Annotated in this window: 17 protein-coding genes and 8 tRNA genes; 20 read left to right on the forward strand and 5 right to left on the reverse strand. The window is 67.2% G+C overall.

Annotation, left to right across the window (positions count from 1 at the left end; all coding sequences use genetic code 11):
- Positions 1-94: 94 nt before the first annotated feature.
- Positions 95-643 (reverse strand): Smr/MutS family protein, encoded by a 549-nt coding sequence (locus ASG87_RS04165; protein WP_056001299.1) that lies wholly within the window; start codon positions 641-643, stop codon positions 95-97.
- A 140-nt stretch (positions 644-783) separates the two neighbouring features.
- Between ASG87_RS04165 and surE the strand changes: the two genes are divergently transcribed.
- From surE to ASG87_RS04185, 4 genes are all read left to right on the forward strand, one after another.
- Positions 784-1,563 (forward strand): 5'/3'-nucleotidase SurE, encoded by a 780-nt coding sequence (surE, locus tag ASG87_RS04170; protein WP_056001303.1) that lies wholly within the window; start codon positions 784-786, stop codon positions 1,561-1,563.
- A 3-nt stretch (positions 1,564-1,566) separates the two neighbouring features.
- A complete protein-coding gene (locus ASG87_RS04175; RefSeq protein WP_056001306.1) occupies positions 1,567-2,262 on the forward strand; it encodes a protein-L-isoaspartate(D-aspartate) O-methyltransferase in 696 nt (231 codons plus the stop codon).
- Between the two features lie 29 nt (positions 2,263-2,291).
- Positions 2,292-2,897: a VTT domain-containing protein gene (locus ASG87_RS04180; RefSeq protein ID WP_056001309.1), complete on the forward strand. Its 606-nt coding sequence runs from the start codon at positions 2,292-2,294 to the stop codon at positions 2,895-2,897.
- Positions 2,898-2,967: 70 nt separating this feature from the next.
- Positions 2,968-3,957 (forward strand): peptidoglycan DD-metalloendopeptidase family protein, encoded by a 990-nt coding sequence (locus ASG87_RS04185; RefSeq protein WP_235499560.1) that lies wholly within the window; start codon positions 2,968-2,970, stop codon positions 3,955-3,957.
- Between the two features lie 21 nt (positions 3,958-3,978).
- Here ASG87_RS04185 and ASG87_RS04190 read toward each other — a convergent pair whose 3' ends face one another.
- Both ASG87_RS04190 and yhbY read right to left on the reverse strand, forming a co-directional pair.
- Positions 3,979-4,356 carry an Mth938-like domain-containing protein gene (locus ASG87_RS04190; RefSeq protein WP_056001315.1) on the reverse strand — a complete coding sequence of 126 codons (378 nt, stop codon included), beginning with the start codon at positions 4,354-4,356 and terminating at the stop codon, positions 3,979-3,981.
- Complete coding sequence (gene yhbY, locus ASG87_RS04195; RefSeq protein ID WP_056001318.1) at positions 4,356-4,652, reverse strand: ribosome assembly RNA-binding protein YhbY; 297 nt, start codon at positions 4,650-4,652, stop codon at positions 4,356-4,358. The genes ASG87_RS04190 and yhbY overlap by 1 nt, the downstream gene beginning before the upstream one ends.
- 82 nt (positions 4,653-4,734) lie before the next feature.
- Between yhbY and rlmE the strand changes: the two genes are divergently transcribed.
- From rlmE to ASG87_RS04275, 16 genes are all read left to right on the forward strand, one after another.
- On the forward strand, positions 4,735-5,385 hold the full coding sequence (gene rlmE, locus ASG87_RS04200; RefSeq protein ID WP_056001320.1) for a 23S rRNA (uridine(2552)-2'-O)-methyltransferase RlmE: 651 nt from the start codon (positions 4,735-4,737) through the stop codon (positions 5,383-5,385).
- Entirely contained in the window at positions 5,382-7,334 is a 1,953-nt protein-coding gene (gene ftsH, locus ASG87_RS04205; protein ID WP_200948984.1) for an ATP-dependent zinc metalloprotease FtsH, read from the forward strand. Before rlmE ends, ftsH begins: the two co-directional genes overlap by 4 nt.
- A 261-nt stretch (positions 7,335-7,595) precedes the next feature.
- Positions 7,596-7,672: transfer RNA gene (locus ASG87_RS04210), tRNA-Arg, on the forward strand.
- Between the two features lie 167 nt (positions 7,673-7,839).
- Positions 7,840-7,916: transfer RNA gene (locus ASG87_RS04215), tRNA-Pro, on the forward strand.
- A 22-nt stretch (positions 7,917-7,938) separates the two neighbouring features.
- Positions 7,939-8,015: transfer RNA gene (locus ASG87_RS04220), tRNA-Arg, on the forward strand.
- 18 nt (positions 8,016-8,033) lie between these two features.
- Positions 8,034-8,110: transfer RNA gene (locus ASG87_RS04225), tRNA-His, on the forward strand.
- Positions 8,111-8,123: 13 nt separating this feature from the next.
- Positions 8,124-8,199, forward strand: a tRNA-Lys gene (locus ASG87_RS04230).
- A gap of 453 nt (positions 8,200-8,652) precedes the next feature.
- Positions 8,653-8,737 (forward strand) — tRNA-Leu (locus ASG87_RS04235).
- 68 nt (positions 8,738-8,805) lie between these two features.
- Positions 8,806-10,098, forward strand: coding sequence for a trigger factor (gene tig, locus ASG87_RS04240; RefSeq protein WP_056001323.1), 1,293 nt, complete (start codon positions 8,806-8,808; stop codon positions 10,096-10,098).
- 40 nt (positions 10,099-10,138) lie between these two features.
- Positions 10,139-10,768: an ATP-dependent Clp endopeptidase proteolytic subunit ClpP gene (gene clpP, locus ASG87_RS04245; RefSeq protein ID WP_056001326.1), complete on the forward strand. Its 630-nt coding sequence runs from the start codon at positions 10,139-10,141 to the stop codon at positions 10,766-10,768.
- A 106-nt stretch (positions 10,769-10,874) separates the two neighbouring features.
- Positions 10,875-12,170, forward strand: a complete 1,296-nt coding sequence (gene clpX, locus ASG87_RS04250) for an ATP-dependent Clp protease ATP-binding subunit ClpX (RefSeq protein ID WP_056001328.1) — start codon at positions 10,875-10,877, stop codon at positions 12,168-12,170.
- Between the two features lie 168 nt (positions 12,171-12,338).
- Positions 12,339-14,846 (forward strand): endopeptidase La, encoded by a 2,508-nt coding sequence (gene lon, locus ASG87_RS04255; RefSeq protein ID WP_056001331.1) that lies wholly within the window; start codon positions 12,339-12,341, stop codon positions 14,844-14,846.
- 325 nt (positions 14,847-15,171) lie between these two features.
- Positions 15,172-15,444 (forward strand): HU family DNA-binding protein, encoded by a 273-nt coding sequence (locus ASG87_RS04260; protein WP_019465590.1) that lies wholly within the window; start codon positions 15,172-15,174, stop codon positions 15,442-15,444.
- Between the two features lie 20 nt (positions 15,445-15,464).
- Positions 15,465-15,539 (forward strand) — tRNA-Val (locus tag ASG87_RS04265).
- A gap of 9 nt (positions 15,540-15,548) precedes the next feature.
- Positions 15,549-15,625 (forward strand) — tRNA-Asp (locus tag ASG87_RS04270).
- 86 nt (positions 15,626-15,711) lie between these two features.
- Positions 15,712-17,616, forward strand: coding sequence for a SurA N-terminal domain-containing protein (locus tag ASG87_RS04275; protein ID WP_056001333.1), 1,905 nt, complete (start codon positions 15,712-15,714; stop codon positions 17,614-17,616).
- A 257-nt stretch (positions 17,617-17,873) separates the two neighbouring features.
- On the opposite strand, the gene ASG87_RS04280 is transcribed toward ASG87_RS04275, so the two are convergent.
- Positions 17,874-19,133, reverse strand: a complete 1,260-nt coding sequence (locus tag ASG87_RS04280; protein ID WP_235499561.1) for a transglycosylase SLT domain-containing protein — start codon at positions 19,131-19,133, stop codon at positions 17,874-17,876.
- Positions 19,130-19,891, reverse strand: coding sequence for a hydroxyacylglutathione hydrolase (gene gloB / locus ASG87_RS04285; protein ID WP_056001335.1), 762 nt, complete (start codon positions 19,889-19,891; stop codon positions 19,130-19,132). The genes ASG87_RS04280 and gloB overlap by 4 nt, the downstream gene beginning before the upstream one ends.
- Positions 19,892-19,928 lie beyond the last annotated feature (37 nt).

Here is a 19,928-nt window from a genome sequence, read left to right on the forward strand (position 1 = left end):
TTAGGAGCGAGAGGAGAGGAGTGAGAAGTGAGAGAAAGCGTGCAAGCAGCGACTTTCCGGCTCTCTCTCACTCCTCGTTTCTCACTCCTCTTCTTCACTGCCCCTTGAGCAACACGATCACAGCCCCCGTCCCCCCCTGCATCGGCCTTGCCGAGGCGAACGCGACCACGTCGTCGCGCCGGCGCAGCAGGCGGTCGGTGAGCATCTTCAGCACCGGCCCGGCGGCCTTGGAGCGCAGGCCCTTGCCGTGCACGATGCGCACGCAGCGCAGGCCGTTGTGGCGGGCCTCGGCGAGGAAGTCGGCGATGGTGGCCTGGGCCGCGGCGGCGTTCATCTGGTGCAGGTCGATCTCGTCCTGCACGCTGAACTGGCCGCGCTTGAGCGCCTTGAGCAGTTTCGGCGGATAGCCGTCGCGCAGGTAGCCCAGTTCCTCGCCGATCTCCATCAGGGCCGGATCGAAGGCCATGTCCAGCAGCTCGCCCGGCACGGCGGCCTCGTCGGCTTCCAGCATGCGCGCGCGCGGCTCGGGCCGGGGCGTTTCCGGCGCGGGCGCGACGGGCGCCAGCTCGCGCACGGGGCCGACCGCCTCGCGGAACAGGCGGGCATCGTCGTCGTCGACACGGGCGGGCGTACGGCGCTTCATGCGGACATGCTAGCAAGAGCCCGGGTCGCGGCCGCCATCATGTGAAACCGGGGCCCCGCTCCGGTAGACTCCGTGGCCTGGGCGCGCACGGTACGGCGCTGTGCGCCGGCGCGCCATGCAACAGCTCTGAACGGATCATCATGCGAGTTCTGGTAAGCAATGACGATGGCGTGGATGCGTACGGCATCCACGTACTCGCCGAGCGTCTGGGCGCGGTCGGCGAAGTGACGGTGGTGGCGCCCGACCGCGACCGCTCCGGCGCGAGCAATTCGCTCACCCTGGACGCGCCGATCCGCGCGCTGAGGATGGACAACGGCTTCTACCGCGTGGCCGGCACGCCGACCGATTGCGTGCACCTGGCCTTGTCCGGCCTGCTCGACAGCGAGCCGGACATCGTGGTGTCGGGCATCAACAACTCGGCCAACCTCGGCGACGACGTGATCTACTCGGGCACGGTCTCGGCCGCGATGGAAGGGCGCTTCCTCGGCCTGCCGGCGATCGCCGTGTCGCTGGTCAGCCACGACCACAAGGGCGAGCACTACGCCTCGGCGGCGCAGGCGGTGCTGCTGCTGATGCAGCGGCTGCTGGTCGATCCGCTGCCGGCCGACACCATCCTCAACGTCAACGTGCCCGACCGGCCTTGGAGCGAGATCCACGGCTTCGAGGTGACCCGGCTGGGCAAGCGCCATCGCGCCGCGCCCTGCATCGCGCAGACCGACCCGCGCGGCCGGCCGATCTGGTGGATCGGACCGGCGGGCAGCGTCGAGGACGCCGGCCCCGGCACCGATTTCCACGCGGTGCAGCGCGGCTACGTGTCGGTGACGCCGATCCACGTCGACCTCACCCGCTATCAGGCGCTGGACAAGGTCAGCGGCTGGGTGCAGGCGATGACCGCCACGATGAACGACGAGGCGGCCTGAGCGATGAACATCCACCCGCTGCCGGCGTCGGCGTTCAGGGGCGAGGGCATGACCTCGCAGCGCGCGCGCGACCGGCTCGCCAACAGCCTGAAGGAAAGCGGCATCCGCGATCCGCGCGTGATCGAGGTGATCCGCAACGTGCCGCGCCACCATTTCATCGACCAGGCGCTGCACTCGCGCGCCTACGAGAACACCGCGCTGCCGATCGGCCACGGCCAGACCATCTCGCAGCCGTGGGTGGTGGCGCGGATGACCGAGGCTCTGCTCGAACCCTTCGATGCCAGGCAGGGCATGCCGCAGAAGGTGCTGGAGATCGGCACCGGCTCGGGCTACCAGGCCGTGGTGCTGGCGGCGCTGGTGCCGCAACTGTTCACCGTCGAGCGCATCGAAGAGTTGTTGCGCCAGGCGCGCCGGCGCTTCCGCCAGCTCGGCCTGTCCAACATCCGCTCGCGGCACGACGACGGCAAGCTCGGCTGGCCGGACGAGGCGCCGTTCGACGCGATCATCCTGACCGCGGCCGGCGACGCGATTCCCAGCCAGATCCTCGCCCAGCTGGCGCCGGACGGCGTGCTGGTCGCGCCGGTCGGTTCGCCAAGCAGCCAGACCCTGCTGCGCATCCGCGGCGACGGGAAGGGCGACTTCATCCAGGAGGAACTGGGCGCGGTCAGTTTCGTCCCCTTGCTTGGCGGCATCGGTTGATGCGCCCGTTTCCACAAGGAAGTCGCTAGATGCGCCTGTTCGGCAAGCTCTATGCGCGCGCATTGTCGTGGGCGCGCGACCCGAGGGCGGTCTACTACCTGTGCGGGCTCAGCTTCGTCGAGGCCTTCATCTTCCCGATCATGCCGGAGGTGATGCTGGCGCCGATGATGCTGGGCAAGCGGCACAAGGCGTTCCGCTACGCCAACCTGAGCCTGCTGTTCTCGCTGCTCGGCTCGCTGGTCGGCTACGCGCTGGGGCATTGGGCGTTCCAGGCGATCAGCCCGCTGCTGAGCGACCACCTGCTGGCGACGATCAACACCGGCGTGGAAAACCTGCGCACGGACATGAACCAGCACTGGTTGGGCATGCTGGTGGCACTGACCCTGGCCGCGCTGCAGCCGGTGGTGCCGATGAAGTTCGTGACCTGGGCGGCCGGCATCGTCGGCGTGCCGATCGTCCCGTTCCTGGCCTGCATGACGGTCGGGCGCGGCAAGCGCGTCTGGCTGCTGGCCCTGTTGATCCGGCTGTTCGGCGAACGCGCCGAGCGGATCATGCACAAGCACATCGAGTGGATCGGCTGGGTCGCGCTGGTCGCGCTGGCCGCGCTGCTGGTGTGGTGGGTCTGGCTGCGTTGAACGCCGGCATGCCCGCAGGACCGGAGTCCGCCATATGAAAATGCCGCGCCGTCTCGGTATGCTCGATGCCATGAATGGATCTCTGCGTTGGTTTGCGGCAAGCGGTGCGATGCTGGTGCTGGCCGGTTGCGCCATCACGCGCAGCTCGGTGGTGGTCGAACCGGCCCCGGGCGTGCGGCCCGTCGGCACCAACACGGCCGCGCCGGCGCCGGCGCATACGCGCGTCCCCGGCGGCAGCTACAAGGTGGCGCACGGCGACACCTTGTATTCGATCGCCTTCCGCAACGGCGTGGATTTCCGCGACCTGGCCGGCTGGAACGGGATCGCCGTGCCGTACACGATCTGGCCCGGCCAGGTCCTGCGGCTTTCGCCCCCGGCGAAGGTGGCCTCCGCCCATGCCGCCCCGGTACCGTCGCCCGCGCATCCTTCCGCCAGCGCGCCGCCGGCGCCTGCCGCTCCGGTCTTCGAGCCGGTTGCTCCGTCGTCCGCCACCGCCTCCGTGCCCGCTCCGGCGGCCCCGCTTTCCGCGAAGCCACCCGCCGCCGGCGCTCCCGCTCCTGCCGTACCGGCTCCCGGTAGCACCACCACCGTGGTGCCGGTCGCCGGGTTGCCCACGCCCAAGCCGGCCGTCCCGGCGCCAGCACCGGCGCCCGTTCCGGCCGCGCCCGCCGGGGCGACCCGCTCAGCGGGGGGCGTGGTATGGCGCTGGCCGGTCCAGGGCAAGCTGATCAAGGGTTTCCGCAGCGGCGATGCCATTCCCGGCATCGAGCTGGCCGGCAAGTCAGGCGATCCGGTGCTCGCCGCGGGCGACGGCGTGGTGGTCTACAGCGGCAACGGGCTCGTGGGCTACGGCGAGCTGATCATCATCAAGCACAACGACAGCTTCCTGTCCGCCTATGGGCACAATCGCAAGCGCCTGGTGAAGGAAGGTCAGCGGGTCAGCGCCGGCCAGCAGATCGCCGAGCTGGGCTCCACCGGCGCATCGCGCGACGAGCTGCAGTTCCAGATCCGCCGCGACGGCAATCCGGTCGATCCGCTGGGCTACCTGCCGCCGCGCTGAGACGCGCTGGGTCCACGCCGCTCAGGCGGCGGGGAGGATGAAGGCGACGGCGACGCGCCGCCCCTCGCTGGCGAGCAGGTCGTAGGTGCGGGCCGCCGCGGCGTTGTTCATCGCCTCGACGCCGATGCCCTTGCGCAGGAAACCGGCCATGAAGGCCGCGGCGGGGAATACCTGGCGCGGGCCGGTGCCGAGCAGGACCAGTTCCGGCTGCAGGGCCAGGATGGCCTCCACGTGGCCGGCGTCCAGCATGCCGGCGTCGCCGACCGGCCAGTCCTCGACGAGGCGGTCCGGCGCCAGCAGAAAGCTGCGGGTGAGTTCGCGGTCGACCACGGTGATCGCGCGCTCGTCCACGCGGCGCACGAACAGGTACTCGCCGGGGCGGTCGAGCGAAAGGTCCATCAGCGGGGCAGGGCGAGCTTGGGCTCGTCCTCGTTGCGGCGGAACAGCACCACGGTGCGCCCGATCTGCTGCACGCTTTCGGCGCCGGTGCCGGCGACCAGGAAGTCGATCTGCGCCGCGCGCTCCTCCTTGTCGCCGCCGGACAGCTTCACCTTGACCAGTTCGTGGTGCGACAGCGCCAGGTCTAGTTCCTTCGCCACCGCCTCGGTCGCGCCCTTGGCACCCAGCAGGATGACCGGGTTCAGGTCGTGGGCGAGGCTGCGCAGGTAGCGGCGCTGCGAGGGGGAGATAGGCATGCGTTCAGTCCGGGATTCGCGGTCGATGGACGGCAAAGGGTATCATGCAGTCCTTCTTCCCCCTATCTGTGGCCGTTGCCGGATGTCTCGCAGCAAAAGCAGTTCCCGCTGGCTGCGGGAGCATTTCGACGATGTCTACGTGAAGAAGGCGCAGGCCGAGGGCCTGCGCTCGCGCGCCGTGTTCAAGCTCGAGGAGCTGATCGAGCGCGACCGGCTGCTGAAGCCGGGCATGCGCGTGGTCGACCTGGGCGCGGCGCCCGGCGGCTGGTCGCAACTGGTGCGCCAGCGGCTGGGCGATACCGGCACGGTGGTCGCGCTGGACATCCTGCCGATGAAGGGGATCGGCGGGGTGGATTTCCTGCAGGGCGATTTTCGTGAAGAAAGCGTGCTGCGCGAGCTGGAGAGCAGGCTCGAGGGCCATCAGGTCGATCTTGTGCTGTCCGACATGGCCCCCAATATGAGTGGTGTGGCGCTGGCCGACCAGATCCGGGCGATGGACCTGGCCGAGCTGGCGCTGGACTTCAGCCGGCACTGGCTCAAGCCGGGCGGGGCGTTCCTGATCAAGCTGTTCCAGGGGGCCGGCTTCGACGATTACCTGCGCAGCTTGCGCGCGGACTTCACGCGCGTAACCATGCGTAAACCCAAGGCCTCGCGCGCGCGTTCGCGGGAGGTGTATGCACTTGCCACCGGCCGCAAGGCCGGCGGCGTGCGAAAGGACGAGAACCGCGCATGAACGAAATGGCGAAAAACCTGTTGCTCTGGCTGATCATCGCGGTGGTCCTGCTGACCGTGTTCCAGAGCTTCAATCCGCACGGTGGATCGTCCTCGGACCTGCCCTACAGCAGCTTCGTGCAGAGCGTGGACAACGGCAACGTCGCCAACGCCACGATCAGCGCCGACAACCCGGCCACGATCAGCGGCAAGCTGAAGGACGGCAGCGCGTTCCGCACGGTGGCGCCGGTGCTGGGCTTCTCCACCAACGGCGTGGTCGCGCAGATGCAGGCCAAGGGCGTGGTGGTGACGCAGGAGCCGTCCAACAACGGATTCTCGCTGATCGGCCTGCTGGTCAACTGGCTGCCGATCATCCTGATCGTGGGCGTGTTCATCTGGTTCATGCGGCAGATGCAGGCCGGCGCCGGCGGGCGCGGCGCGATGAGCTTCGGCCGTTCGCGCGCGAAGCTGCAGGGCGAGGACCAGGTCAAGGTCAATTTCAGCGACGTCGCCGGCTGCGACGAGGCCAAGGAGGAGGTCGGCGAGCTGGTCGAGTTCCTGCGCGACCCGGGCAAGTTCCAGAAGCTGGGCGGCAAGATTCCGCGCGGCGTGCTGATGGTCGGCCCGCCCGGCACCGGCAAGACCCTGCTGGCCAAGGCGATCGCCGGCGAGGCCAAGGTGCCGTTCTTCTCGATCTCCGGCTCGGATTTCGTGGAGATGTTCGTGGGCGTGGGCGCCAGCCGCGTGCGCGACATGTTCGAGCAGGCCAAGAAGCATGCGCCGTGCATCATCTTCATCGACGAGATCGACGCGGTCGGCCGCCATCGCGGTGCCGGCCTGGGTGGCGGCCACGACGAGCGCGAGCAGACGCTGAACCAGTTGCTGGTCGAGATGGACGGCTTCGAGGGCACCGAGGGCATCATCGTGATCGCCGCGACCAACCGCCCCGACGTGCTCGATCCGGCGCTGCTGCGCCCGGGCCGCTTCGACCGCCAGGTGGTGGTGGGGCTGCCCGACGTGAAGGGGCGCGAGCAGATCCTCAAGGTGCACCTGCGCAAGGTGCCCACCGCCAGCGACGTGGTGCCGATGGTGATCGCCCGCGGCACGCCGGGCTTCTCCGGCGCCGACCTGGCCAACCTGGTCAACGAGGCGGCCCTGTTCGCCGCGCGCGAGAACGCGCGCGAGGTGCGCATGAGCCACCTGGACAAGGCGCGCGACAAGATCCTGATGGGCTCCGAGCGCCGCTCGATGGCGATGAGCGAGGACGAGAAGAAGCTCACCGCCTACCACGAGGCCGGCCATGCCATCGTGGGCCGGCTGGTGCCCGAGCACGACCCGGTCTACAAGGTCACGATCATCCCGCGCGGGCGCGCGCTCGGCGTCACCATGTACCTGCCCGAGAGCGACAAGTACAGCGTCAACCGCGTCGCGATCCAGTCGCAGTTGTGCTCGCTGTACGGCGGCCGCGTGGCTGAGGCGCTGATCTTCGGCGAGGACAAGGTCACCACCGGCGCCTCCAACGACATCGAGCGCGCCACCAAGATGGCGCGCAACATGGCCACCAAGTGGGGCCTGTCCGACAAGCTCGGCCCGATGACCTACGGCGAGGACGAGGACGAGGTGTTCCTCGGCCGCTCGGTAACCCAGCACAAGAACGTCTCCAACGAGACCGCGCGCAAGATCGACGAGGAGGTGCGCTCGATCCTCGACCAGGCCTATGCGCGCACCAAGCAACTGCTCACCGACAACATCGACAAGCTGCACGTGATGGCCGATGCGCTGCTGCAGTACGAGACGATCGACGCGCACCAGATCGACGACATCATGGCTGGCCGCACGCCCGGCCCGCCGGCCGACTGGTCGAAGACCGCCTCGTCGGGTTCCGCGCCGCCCCCGCCGCCGCCGCGCGGCGATGCCGGTTCGGCGAAGGTGGGCGATCCGGCCACGCAGAACCGCTCGATCGACGGCTGACCGGACGGCGAGGGCGGTCACGGCCGCCGTTCGCTCTCGGATGGGATGGACGGCACTGCGTTTGGACGGCCAAACGCCGGCATGGATGCGAGGCGGGGTGCGGGTCGTCTGGATGCGGATGCCGGCTCGTGAAAAAAAATGTCGAAAAGGTGTTGACGCCTGCGGCTCAAATCTGAATAATTCCGCTTCTTGCTTCGGCGCCTTCCCAATCCGCTGGGTTCGCGATGCGAAGCAGGAGATGTAGCTTCACTGTTTTACCCTGCGCCCGTAGCTCAGTTGGATAGAGTACCTGGCTACGAACTAGGTGGTCGGGAGTTCGAATCTCTCCGGGCGCGCCAATTCTGTCGGATCGCGATGTCGCATTGCGATCCGGCCCGTCGGCAGAAAGTTGTCGATGGCTCGGACAAGGATCGTCCGAAGTGCTTTTTGAATGGATTGACTGGGCGAAGCGTCACCCGTAGCATTTTCTGGCTTCGGTGCGCCAAGGCGATCGAAGGTTCGGAACCGGGGTATAGCTCAGTCTGGTAGAGCGTTGCGTTTGGGACGCAAAAGTCGGGGGTTCGAATCCCTCTGCCCCGACCATCAGGCGTTATGCTCGACTCACGCGCCTGTAGCTCAACCGGATAGAGCATCGGCCTTCTAAGCCGACGGTTGCAGGTTCGATTCCTGTCGGGCGCGCCAGTTCAAAAAAGTTTTACGGTGGGCGTAGCTCAGTTGGTTAGAGTCCCGGATTGTGATTCCGGATGTCGTGGGTTCGAGTCCCATCGCTCACCCCAAATTTTAGTTTCAGGGCCGTTAGCTCAGTTGGTAGAGCAGTTGACTCTTAATCAATTGGTCGTAGGTTCGAATCCTACACGGCCCACCAATCCGACAGGCGCCCAGGGAAACCTGGGCGCCTGTTTTTTTTGGCCGTGGGTTCCCACATGGGGTCGCGCGACGGCCGTGGCGGCAATCGGGCTTTCCGCACGACCAGGGATACCCTTCGGGACACTCCAGCCGGTCCGGCGCCAAGCCCGTCGAACGGGCAATGGCTTGCGCCATCGCGAACCGGCCTTCCCGTGCCTGCCGTACCGCTTGCAGCGCCCTGGGGAGCGCGGCGCGCCGCTTTCCGGGCGGGCCGGGCCGGATGCCCGCCGTGCGATGCGGCGCGCTTGTGCTGACCAGTCGCGCAACCTTAGAATGGCCTGCTTTGGTGTAAGGGAATCATCGACTTAAGAGCGGTTCGGCGGACTGGATTCCAGCGCGGCGGCGGCGAGGTGGCAGCCCCAGTGAAATTCGTTGGAAATCCATCGCTTGTGCCGTACTTGTGTCGTTCGATGCGAGAGTGGCGGAATTGGTAGACGCACCAGATTTAGGTTCTGGCGGTTAACCCCGTGAGGGTTCGAGTCCCTCCTTTCGCACCAGCCCTTGGGTTTTTATATGCGGCCGGCCGGGTGCGGGCGGTCCACTACTGAGTGATCCAGGAGACGTCATGCAGTTTTCGGTTGAGAACGTCGGCAAGCTTGAGCGCAAGCTCACGGTGAAATTTCCGGCGGAGCGGTTCGAGTCGCAGGTGAGCGAACGCATCGCCGAGATGGGACGTACCGTGCGCCTGAAGGGTTTCCGCCCCGGCAAGGTGCCCGCCACGGTGATCCAGCAGCGCTTCGGCGCGCAGGTGCGTGGCGAAGTGCTGTCCGACCTGATCGGCAGCACGCTGCGCGAAGCGGTGGAGAAGGAAAACCTCCGCCCGATCGCCAATCCTGCCATCGACACCACGGGCCAGCCGGAGAACGGCGAGATCGCCTACACCGCCACCTTCGAGGTGATGCCGGAGTTCCCGGAAGTCGACGTGGCGGCGCTGGAGATCGCCCGGCCGACGGCCGAGGTGACCGACGCCGACATCGAGAAGATGATCGAGACCCTGCGCCAGCAGCGCCGCAGCTTCGACGAAGTCGAGCGCGCCTCGGCCGAGGGCGACTTCGTGATGTTCGAATACGCCGCCGTCGCCGGCGACTACCGCTTCCCGGCCGAGGGCCTGGAGCGTGCCGGCAGCGTGCTGGGTGCGGGCACCCTGTTCAAGGCGCTGGACGAGGCGCTGACCAGTCGCAAGGCCGGCGACGAATTCGAGGCCGATATCGCGTTCCCCGAGGATTTCCGCAACGAGCAACTGGCCGGCAAGACCGCCAAGGTCAGCTTCAAGATCGTCAAGGTGCAGGAGCCGAAGCTGCCCGAGGTCGATGCCGAGTTCGCCAAGCTGTTCGGCATCGCCGATGGCGACCTGGAGCATTTCCGCAAGGAGGTGCGCGCCAACCTGGAGCGCGAGCTGAAGGCGACCCTGATGGCGCGGCTGAAGTCCGAGGTGGCCGAGAAGATCGCCGACGCCCACGCCGAGCTGGACGTGCCGAACCTGATGGTGCAGTCCGAGGCCCGCAACCTCGCCGCGGGCAGCGTGCCGCGCGGCCAGCAGCCGCCGCCGCAGCTGGTCGAGGCGGCCGTGCCGGTCGCGCGCAAGCGCGTCATCGCCGGCCTGCTGATGGGCGAGATCGCCCGCAAGCAGGAGCTGAAGATCGACCGCAAGCGCGTGGCCGAGCAACTGGCCGCGATCGCCTCGACCTACGAGGAGCCGGAGAAGGTCATTGAACTCTACAACGGTGACCCCCAACTGATGTCCGGGCTGCAGAACCGCGTGATGGAAGACCAGGTGGCCGAGTGGGTGGCGGAGCACGCCAAGACCACCGTGCAGAACCTGGGCTTCGACGAGGTGATGCGCCCGGCCAGCGCCTGAGCCCTAACTTTCAGGCCCATTACTCCGGAGAGCCGCAAGCATGGCCATGGACCCGATCCAGAACCTCAACCTGGTGCCCATCGTCGTCGAGCAGACCGCTCGCGGCGAGCGTTCCTACGACATCTACTCGCGGCTGCTGAAGGAGCGCGTGATCTTCCTGGTCGGCGAGGTCAACGACCAGGTCGCCAACGTGCTGATCGCGCAGATGCTTTTCCTGGAGTCGGAGAACCCGGACAAGGACATCCATCTGTACATCAACAGCCCGGGCGGCGCGGTGACCGCCGGGCTGGCGATCTACGACACCATGCAGTTCATCAAGCCCGACGTCAGCACCATGTGCATCGGCCAGGCGTGCAGCGCCGGTTCGCTGCTGCTGATGGCCGGCGCCAAGGGCAAGCGCTTCTCGCTGCCCAACTCGCGCATCATGATCCACCAGCCGTCCGGCGGTGCGCAGGGCCAGGCCACCGACATCGAGATCCAGGCGCGCGAGATCCTCTACATCCGCAAGCGCCTGAACCAGCTCTACGTCGACCATACCGGCCAGCCGCTGGAGAAGATCGAGCGCGACATGGAGCGCGACCGCTTCATGAACGCGACCGAGGCGAAGGAGTACGGATTGATCGATTCGGTACTCGATCGGCGCGCCGGCGAAACGGTCAAATCGGCCTGAATCCGGCGCTGTTTCAGGCATTTGGATGGCAGGCTCCGCGTCTGGCAGCAGACGCGGAGCGCTGTGCTATTCTCGCGACGCAATCGATTTACAGCAGGGTTACAGCATGAGCGACGAGCGGCAGGGCCGTTCCAACGACAGCGGCAAGATTCTCTACTGCTCCTTCTGCGGCAAGAGCCAACATGAAGTACGCAAGCTGATCGCGGGCCCGTCCGTGTTCATCTGCGACGAGTGCGTGGAGCTTTGCAACGACATCATCCGCGAAGAGCTGGAGGAGAAGGCCGCCTCCGGGCGCAGCCAGTTGCCCAAGCCGCGCGAGATCATGGAGACGCTCGACCAGTACGTGGTCGGCCAGACCCGCGCCAAGAAGGCGCTCGCGGTGGCGGTGTACAACCACTACAAGCGGATGGAGTCGCGCCAGAAGAGCGACGAGGTCGAGCTGGGCAAGTCCAACATCCTGCTGATCGGCCCGACCGGCTCGGGCAAGACGCTGCTGGCCGAGACGCTGGCGCGCCTGCTCAACGTGCCGTTCACGATCGCAGACGCCACCACGCTGACCGAGGCGGGCTACGTGGGCGAGGATGTCGAGAACATCATCCAGAAGCTGCTGCAGAAGTGCGACTACGACGTCGACAAGGCGCAGTCGGGCATCGTCTACATCGACGAGATCGACAAGATCTCGCGCAAGAGCGAGAACCCGTCGATCACCCGCGACGTGTCGGGCGAGGGCGTGCAGCAGGCGCTGCTGAAGCTGATCGAGGGCACGCTGGCCTCGGTGCCGCCGCAGGGCGGGCGCAAGCATCCGCAGCAGGAATTCCTGCAGGTCGACACCAAGAACATCCTGTTCATCTGCGGCGGCGCGTTCGCCGGCCTCGAGAAGGTGATCCAGCAGCGTTCCGAGACGACCGGCATCGGCTTCTCGGCCGAGGTGCGCTCCAAGGAGCGCACCGAGAACCTGGGCAAGGTGCTGGCCGAGGTGGAGCCGGCCGACCTGGTGCGCTTCGGCCTGATCCCGGAGTTCGTCGGCCGCCTGCCGGTGGTGGCGACGCTGGACGAACTGGACGAGGCGGCGCTGGTGAAGATCCTCACCGAGCCGAAGAACGCCGTCACCAAGCAGTTCCGGAAGCTGTTCGAGATGGAAGGCGTGGAGCTGGAGTTCCGTCCCGAGGCGCTGCAGGCGATCGCCAAGAAGGCGCTCAAGCGCAAGACCGGCGCGCGCGGCCTGCGCACCATTCTGGAGCAGGTACTGCTCGACACCATGTACGAGCTGCCCTCGCTGGAGCACGTCAGCAAGGTGGTGGTCGACGACGCCGTGATCGAAGGCCAGGCCGAGCCCTACCTGATCTACCGCGGCAACCTGCAGCAGCAGCGCGCGGCGGGCGAGGGCGGCGACGCGGCCTGACGGCGCGGCGCCCGCGGGCGAATGAACGGCTCCGGTTTCCGCCGGAGCCGTTTTGCTTTCAAGGGCCTGCGCGCACTTGCATGAAACGGCCTGCGCCTCCACTTGACGTGCAGATGCCTCCGGCGCAGTGTCGGGGGCGTAACTGAATACCCCCGAGGAACGATTTCGATGGCAAAGAGCGCTTCATCTCCGGCTGCCACGGGCACCACGCTCGCTTCACTGCCGGTGCTGCCGCTGCGCGACGTGGTCGTCTACCCACACATGGTCATCCCGCTGTTCGTCGGCCGCGACAAATCCATGCGCGCCCTCGAGCGCGCGATGGAAGGCGAGCGGCAGATCCTGCTGGTGGCGCAGAAGAGCCCGGACATCGACGATCCGGAAGTCGGCGACCTGCACAAGGTGGGCACCCTGGCCGGCGTGCTGCAACTGCTCAAGCTCCCCGACGGCACCGTCAAGGTGCTGGTCGAGGGACAGGCGCGCGTGTCGATCGAGGACTACCACGAGGACGACGGCATGCTGGCGGCGAGTTCGCGCGTCATCGAGCCGGTCTACAACGCGAAGGAGCGCGAGCTGGACGTGGTGTCGCGCACCCTGGTCTCGCTGTTCGAGCAACTGGTCAAGCAGAGCCGCAAGCTGCCGCCGGAAGTGCTGGCGACCTTGTCCGGCATCGACGATCCCTCGCGGCTGGCCGATTCCATCGCCGCGCACCTCTCGGTGCGCATGGCCGACAAGCAGAAGGTGCTGGAGACGGCCGACGTCGGCCAGCGGCTGGAACTGCTGATCGGCCTGGTGGACGGCGAAATGGACCTGCAGCAGGTCGAGAAGCGCATCCGCGGCCGCGTGAAGTCGCAGATGGAGAAGAGCCAGCGCGAGTACTACCTCAACGAACAGATGAAGGCCATCCAGAAGGAGCTCGGCGAGAGCGAGGATGGCCCCAACGAGATCGAGGAACTGCAGCGCAAGATCGACGCGGCCGGCATGCCCAAGCCGGTGCTGGCCAAGGCGCGCCAGGAGTTCGGCAAGCTCAAGCAGATGTCGCCGATGTCGGCCGAGGCCACCGTGGTGCGCAACTACCTCGACTGGCTGATCGGCGTACCGTGGAAGAAGCGCAGCAAGGTGCGCAAGGACCTGCAGCTCGCGCAGGAGGTGCTCGACGCGGACCACTTCGGCCTGGAGAAGGTGAAGGACCGCATCCTCGAGTACCTCGCCGTGCAGCAGCGCGTGAACACCATGAAGGGCCCGATCCTGTGCCTGGTGGGTCCGCCGGGCGTGGGCAAGACCTCGCTGGGGCAGTCGATCGCCAAGGCGACCAACCGCAAGTTCGTCCGCATGAGCCTCGGCGGCGTGCGCGACGAGGCGGAGATCCGCGGCCATCGGCGCACCTACATCGGCTCGATGCCCGGGCGCATCGTGCAGAACCTCAACAAGGTCGGCACGAAGAACCCGTTGTTCGTGCTGGACGAGATCGACAAGATGTCGATGGATTTCCGCGGCGATCCCTCGTCGGCGCTGCTGGAAGTGCTCGATCCGGAACAGAACCACGCGTTCAACGACCACTACCTCGAAGTGGACCTGGACCTGTCCGAGGTGATGTGGATCGCGACGGCCAACTCGCTGAACATCCCCGGCCCGCTCCTGGACCGCATGGAGGTGATCCGCATCCCCGGCTACACCGAGGACGAGAAGCTGGCGATCGCGCAGAGATACCTGTTGCCCAAGCAGCTCAAGGCGAACGGCCTGACCGCGGACGAGCTGAGCGTCGACGGCGAGGCGGTGCGCGACATCGTGCGCTACTACACGCGCGAGTCGGGCGTGCGCAACCTGGAGCGCGAGATCTCCAAGATCTGCCGCAAGGTGGTGAAGGAACTGGCGCTGGGCGCGATCGGCAAGGTCAAGGCGAAGGCTCCGTCCACGGCCGTAAAGACGGCCAAGCCGAAGGCCAGGAAGGCGCCGGCGGCGGTACGCGTGGACTCGGCGAACATCGAGCATTACCTGGGCGTGCGCCGCTTCGATTTCGGCCGCAAGGAACTGCAGAACGAGGTGGGCCTGGTCACCGGCCTGGCCTGGACCTCCGTCGGCGGCGACCTGCTCAGCATCGAGTCGTCGATCGTTCCGGGCAAGGGCCGGCTGGTGCATACCGGCCAGCTCGGCGACGTGATGAAGGAATCGATCCAGGCAGCGATGTCGGTGGTGCGCGCCCGTGCCGACCGGCTCGGCATCGATCCGGAGTTCCACCAGAAATTCGACGTGCACGTCCACGTGCCCGAGGGCGCCACGCCCAAGGACGGCCCCAGCGCGGGCATCGCGATGTGCACCGCGCTGGTGTCGGCGCTCACCAAGATTCCGGTGCGCTCCGAAGTGGCGATGACCGGCGAGATCACCCTGCGCGGCCGCGTGCTGCCGATCGGCGGGCTCAAGGAGAAACTGCTGGCGGCCCACCGCGGCGGCATCACCACGGTGATCATCCCGGAGGAGAACAAGAAGGATCTGGCGGACATTCCGGCCAACATCACCGGCTCGCTGGAGATCCATCCGGTGCGCTGGATCGACGAAGTGCTCGACATCGCCCTGGAGCGCCCGCTGCAGCCGCTCCAGGCGGGGACCGACGGCGGCGAGGTCGGCCAGGTCGAGCCGGCCGTGGAGGAGGCCTCCGAGGCACGCACGCGCGCCCACTGAGGACGCCAGCCGAAAGCCTGCCCGACATGTGTCGGGCAGGCTTTCTTTCGCGATCGCACCTGAACGTCCGCGCATATCTCCGGCGAGGTGACTTTGCAAGCGATTTTTAACCCGCCGGATCGCTGAAAGCCTTGGTACTGCTTGTATTGCGGAGCCCGGTGAGGCGCTGGTATAAAGGCGCTACCGCAATCTCGGCGCGATGATGTTTTGCGCAGCGATGCGGGTTGCGAGGCGGCCCCGTCCAAGGAGCCAACATTCAGTGGCGGCGTCGTTTCGTCCCGGACTGACCACGCGTGCTGCAAGAACCGTTTAAGGGAGTGTCTCAATGAATAAAACCGATCTGATCAATGCCATCGCCGAGAAGGCCGAACTCACCAAGGCCGACGCCGGTCGTGCTCTCGAAGCGTTCTTCGAGACCGTGCAGAAGGCCCTGAAGAAGGGTGACGATGTGTCGGTGGTCGGCTTTGGTACGTTCACCGTGCGCAAGCGCGCTGCACGCACCGGCCGCAATCCGCGCACCAACGAAACGATCAAGATCAAGGCCTCGAAGGTCCCCGCCTTCAAGGCTGGCAAGACGCTCAAGGATGCCCTAAACTAAGCGGCTATCCGCTTGGTTTCGGGTGCTTAGCTCAGCGGTAGAGCGTCGCCCTTACAAGGCGAGGGTCGTAGGTTCGATCCCTACAGCACCCACCAGAAAAACGCGGAGTGGTAGTTCAGTCGGTTAGAATGCTGGCCTGTCACGCCGGAGGTCGCGGGTTCGAGTCCCGTCCACTCCGCCATTAGTCAGCAAGGGCGCCCGCGTGGCGCCCTTGTCATTTATGCTTTGCACTTCTGGTGCGTCACCGACGATTGCGGGAAGGGTTTCATGCTGCAGAATCTGAGGAACAAGATCCATGGCTGGCCGGCGATCATCGTGCTGGGCGTGGCCGTGTTCGCCATGTCGTTTTTCGGCATCGAAGGCTACTTCACGTCGCAGACCGAAACCTTCGTCGCGAAAGTCGGCAAGCACGAGATCAGCCAGCAGCAGTTCCAGGACCGGCTGAACCAGTTGCGCCAGCAGGCCAGCCAGCAACTGGGCGACCAGTTCGACGCGAGCGTGTACGAGCAGCCGCAGATGAAGCGGCGCGTGCTGGACGCGATGATCGACCAGCAACTGCTGCAGCAGGCCAACGAGGATCTCGGCCTGAAGGTGTCCGACCAGGCGGTGCGCGACACCATCGCGTCGATTCCCGGGTTCCAGGTGAACGGCCAGTTCGATCCGGGAACCTATCGCGCCGCGCTCGCGGGCGCGGGGCGCACGCCGGCCGCGTTCGAGAACGACGTGCGTTCCTCACTGTCCACCCAGTTGCTGCCCGACGCGATCGACGCAAGCACGATCGTGACCGATGCGGAGATCGACCGCTTCCTCAACCTGCGCCTGCAGCGCCGCGACCTGCGCTATTTCACCCTCGCGCAGCCGAAGCTGACCGACAGCCAGGTGGCCGACACCGAGATCGAGTCGTACTACAAGGCGCACCAGGCCGACTACATGAACCCCGAGCAGGTCTCGGTGAAGTACCTCGAAGTGAACGGGGCCGACCTCAAGCTGGACGGCAAGCCGGACGAGGCGGAGCTGAAGAAGCGCTACGAGGACGAGAAGCAGCGTTTCGTGCAACCGGAGCAGCGGCTGGTCTCGCACATCCTGGTCAACGTGCCGAAGAACGCCAGCCCGGACCAGCAGAAGGCCGCGCTGGCCAAGGCCGAGAAGATCGCGGGCGAAGCCAATCCGGAGAACTTCGCCAAGTTGGCCCAGCAGGATTCGGACGACCTGGGCTCCAAGCGCCAAGGCGGCGATCTGGGCTGGCTGGAGAAGGGCGTCACCAACGCGGCCTTCGACGATGCGCTGTTCGCCATGCAGAAGGGGCAGGTGTCCAAGCCGGTGCTTTCCGACGAGGGCTACCACGTGCTCTGGCTGCGCGACGTGCGCAGCGGCCAGGCCAAGCCGTTCGACGAGGTGCGCGGGCAGCTCGAGCAGGAAGTGCTGGCGAGCGAGCGCGACCGCAAGTACAACGAAGTGGCCGGCAAGCTGTCCGACAAGACCTACCAGAACCCGGCTTCGCTGGAGCCGGCCGCGCAGGAGCTGGGCCTGCCGATCAAGGAAACCGGCCTGTTCGCGCGCAAGGGCGGCAGCGGCATCGCCGCGAACGAGAAGCTGCTCGCGGCGGCGTTCTCCGACGACGTGCTGGTGCAGGGCAACAACTCCGGCCTGATCGAGCTGGGGCCGGACCATGCCGTGGTCATCCATGTCGACAAGCACCTGCCGGCCGCGGCACGCCCGCTCGCCGAGGTGCGCGACCTGGTGCGCCAGAAGATCCTGGACGACCGGATGGCGGCGGCCGCGAAGAAGCAGGCCGACGCACTGCTGCAGCGCCTGCGCAAGGGCGAGGACATGGCGGCGGTCGCCGCCTCGGCCGGCAGCAGCGTACAGACGGCACGCGAAGCCGTGCGCGTCGAAGCCTCGGTGCCCGAGCAGGTGCGCGATGCCGCCTTCCTGATGCCGCATCCGCAGGACGGCAAGCCGCAGTTCGGCGACGTCGCGCTGCCGAACGCTTCCTACGCGCTGCTGGCGGTGGACAAGGTGCAGGACGCCGACCTTTCCAAGGTCACGCCGGAACAGCGCAGCGCGCTGCGCCAGAGCATGCTCAAGGCCTACGGCAACGTGGCTACCACCGGCTTCATCGACGAGATGAAGAAGCACGTCGAGATCAAGGTGGCTGCGGACCGGATGTAGGGTTCCCGGCTTCGTCTCTCGAAAAGGGCGGCCTGTGGCCGCCCTTTTTTTATGCGGGCATGCCCATGCCTACTGTACGAATCCGGTGCGGGAGCGGTCGTGTTCCTCGAGGGCTGTCGCTGCGGGTATCGCCGGATGCGGCCGATGCCTTCTTTTCCCGAGTGCCCGGCATCTGCGCAAGCGGGGCCCCGCATCCATGGCTCGAGGCTCGCCAGGATCGCCGTAGCCCCGTGGTCCTGCGGCTCGCGGCCAGCTTCTTAGTGGGGAGCGTTGATCCTGAGCACCTGGCCCGGCTTGATCTTGCCGTCGTGCAGGCGGTTCCACTGCTGCAGCCTGGCGACGCCGACGTCGTAGCGGCGGGCGATCTGCCACAGACTCTCGCCCGGTTTCACCGTATGCGTGCGTGGCTTGCGTGCCTTCGGCTTGCCGTTGGCGAGCGCGGGGATGTTCTCGACGCTGGCCTGGCCGGCCGCGATCTCGTCCGACGCCAGGGGCGGCAGGCCAGGCGTGGCGGTCACGCTGGCGGTGCGGCTGTCCTTGTCGTCGGCGAACTGGCGCAGTTGCGCATTGCGGAACTGTTCGGCATGGTCCAGCGGCAGCAGCAGCCGGGAGGTGTCGCGCGTATCGATGGTGTCGCCGCGGAAGGCCGCGTTGATGTCCCTGAGCGCGTCCTCCGACATGCCCGCATGCGCCGCCGCGCGCGCTATGGGCATCGAGTGCTCCAGGTCGACGTGGACCAGTTCCTGGCCGGCGGCGAGCTGCGGCAGGTTCACATGGAAGCGCGCCGGTTCGCGCACGACGCAGGCGATCGCCAGCAGCTTGGTCAGGTGCTCGCGGGTGACCCGGCGCACCGGAAGGTGCGGAATGACCGGCTCGTGCTGCGGCGCGCCGTGGCGCCGCACCAGCTTGCTCACGGAAAACTCGCCGGCGTTGTAGGCGTAGTCGGCCAGGCGCCAGTCCCGAAACTGGTCGTAGTAGCGGCGCAGCGTGGTCATCACCGCTTCGGTGGCGGTCGGCAGGTGCAGCCTGCCGTCGTAGCGGGCGTTGACCGGCAGTCCCATCGACCGGGCGGTAACCGGCATGATCTGCCACATGCCGGCCGGCCGGTTCTTGCGTCCGGCGACGGGCTGGAACTGGCTCTCCACCCAGGGCAGCAGGGCGAATTCGCCGGCGACTCCGTGTTTGGCCGCGCTCTGCTCAACATAGACGATGCGCGGCAGCGCATCGCTCATCCGCGCTTCGAAGCTCCTGGGGCTCTGCGTGTAGCGACGGGCCCATGCCAGGATGGCCGGGTCCGCCTCGCAGTCGCTCATGGCGAAGCTGCTGCGCAGGCGCGCCCAGACGTCGCCCTGGCTTGGCGTCGCCGCCGCGGCCACGGACGGCTGGATATCCGTCACGGCGGGAAGCGGGGCGGCGATCTTCGGCGGGCGGGCGGTGGGAGCAGGTGCCGTCGCGCAGGCGGCCAGCAGGGCCGACAGCATCAGCGGGAGCGGGCGGAGCAGGCGTGTCGTCGTCATCCGCGGAAGTCGTCCTTGGCGGCGCGCAGGGCGGCGAAGCGGGCCACGCGGTCGGCGACATGGCGGCGATGCCCCCAGTCGGCCAGGGCGTCGCTGTCGATGCGCAGGAAGGGGTTGCATGCCAGTTCGCTGTGCAAGGGCACCGGCACGCTTGGCTGGCCTGCCGCACGCAGCGCCGCCACCTGCTGCAGGCGTGCCGCGAGCGACGGGTTGTCGGGGTCGACGGTCTGCGCGAAACGCCCGTTCGCGGCGGTGTATTCGTGGCCGCAACAGACCTGGACGTCGCCGGGCAGGCCCGCAAGGCGGTCCAGCGACGCCAGCATTTGTGCCGGCGTGCCTTCGAACAGGCGGCCGCAGCCTAGGCTGAACAAGGTATCGCCGCACAGCAGCAGGCCCTCGCCGGCGTAGGCCACGTGGCTGAGGGTATGGCCGGGTACGGCGATGGTTTCGAACCGCGCGCGCGGCGCCTCCAGCACGATCGCCTCGCCATCGGCGACCCGGCGCGTGGCGATGGCGATGCGCTCGTCGTGCGGCGCGTACACGGGCACGCGGTGGTTCGCCCGCAGGGCATCCGCGCCGGCGATGTGGTCGGGATGGTGATGGGTGAGCAGGATCGCCTTCAGCTCGAGGCGACGTTCGACGAGCGCCGCCTCGACCGGCACGGCGTCGCCGGGATCGACGGCGACGGCATGGCCGGCATCGTCGTGCAGCAGCCAGATGTAGTTGTCGGCCAGCGCCGGTAACGGTACGACGTGCAATGAAGGCTCCGCAGCGGTTTCGTATCGACAGGCGCAG

Origin of the sequence: Frateuria sp. Soil773 (assembly GCF_001428405.1) — a bacterium.
Taxonomy (GTDB): Bacteria; Pseudomonadota; Gammaproteobacteria; order Xanthomonadales; family Rhodanobacteraceae; genus LMSL01.

Coding starts and splice junctions, on each gene's coding strand:
- ASG87_RS04165 (WP_056001299.1), bottom strand. CDS start 643: ATGAAGCGCCGTACGCCCGCCCGTGTCGACGACGACGATGCCCGCCTG.
- ASG87_RS04175 (WP_056001306.1), top strand. CDS start 1,567: ATGAACATCCACCCGCTGCCGGCGTCGGCGTTCAGGGGCGAGGGCATG.
- rlmE (WP_056001320.1), top strand. CDS start 4,735: ATGTCTCGCAGCAAAAGCAGTTCCCGCTGGCTGCGGGAGCATTTCGAC.
- ASG87_RS04180 (WP_056001309.1), top strand. CDS start 2,292: ATGCGCCTGTTCGGCAAGCTCTATGCGCGCGCATTGTCGTGGGCGCGC.
- ASG87_RS04185 (WP_235499560.1), top strand. CDS start 2,968: ATGAATGGATCTCTGCGTTGGTTTGCGGCAAGCGGTGCGATGCTGGTG.
- ASG87_RS04190 (WP_056001315.1), bottom strand. CDS start 4,356: ATGGACCTTTCGCTCGACCGCCCCGGCGAGTACCTGTTCGTGCGCCGC.
- yhbY (WP_056001318.1), bottom strand. CDS start 4,652: ATGCCTATCTCCCCCTCGCAGCGCCGCTACCTGCGCAGCCTCGCCCAC.
- surE (WP_056001303.1), top strand. CDS start 784: ATGCGAGTTCTGGTAAGCAATGACGATGGCGTGGATGCGTACGGCATC.
- clpP (WP_056001326.1), top strand. CDS start 10,139: ATGGCCATGGACCCGATCCAGAACCTCAACCTGGTGCCCATCGTCGTC.
- clpX (WP_056001328.1), top strand. CDS start 10,875: ATGAGCGACGAGCGGCAGGGCCGTTCCAACGACAGCGGCAAGATTCTC.
- ASG87_RS04275 (WP_056001333.1), top strand. CDS start 15,712: ATGCTGCAGAATCTGAGGAACAAGATCCATGGCTGGCCGGCGATCATC.
- ASG87_RS04280 (WP_235499561.1), bottom strand. CDS start 19,133: ATGACGACGACACGCCTGCTCCGCCCGCTCCCGCTGATGCTGTCGGCC.
- tig (WP_056001323.1), top strand. CDS start 8,806: ATGCAGTTTTCGGTTGAGAACGTCGGCAAGCTTGAGCGCAAGCTCACG.
- lon (WP_056001331.1), top strand. CDS start 12,339: ATGGCAAAGAGCGCTTCATCTCCGGCTGCCACGGGCACCACGCTCGCT.
- ftsH (WP_200948984.1), top strand. CDS start 5,382: ATGAACGAAATGGCGAAAAACCTGTTGCTCTGGCTGATCATCGCGGTG.
- ASG87_RS04260 (WP_019465590.1), top strand. CDS start 15,172: ATGAATAAAACCGATCTGATCAATGCCATCGCCGAGAAGGCCGAACTC.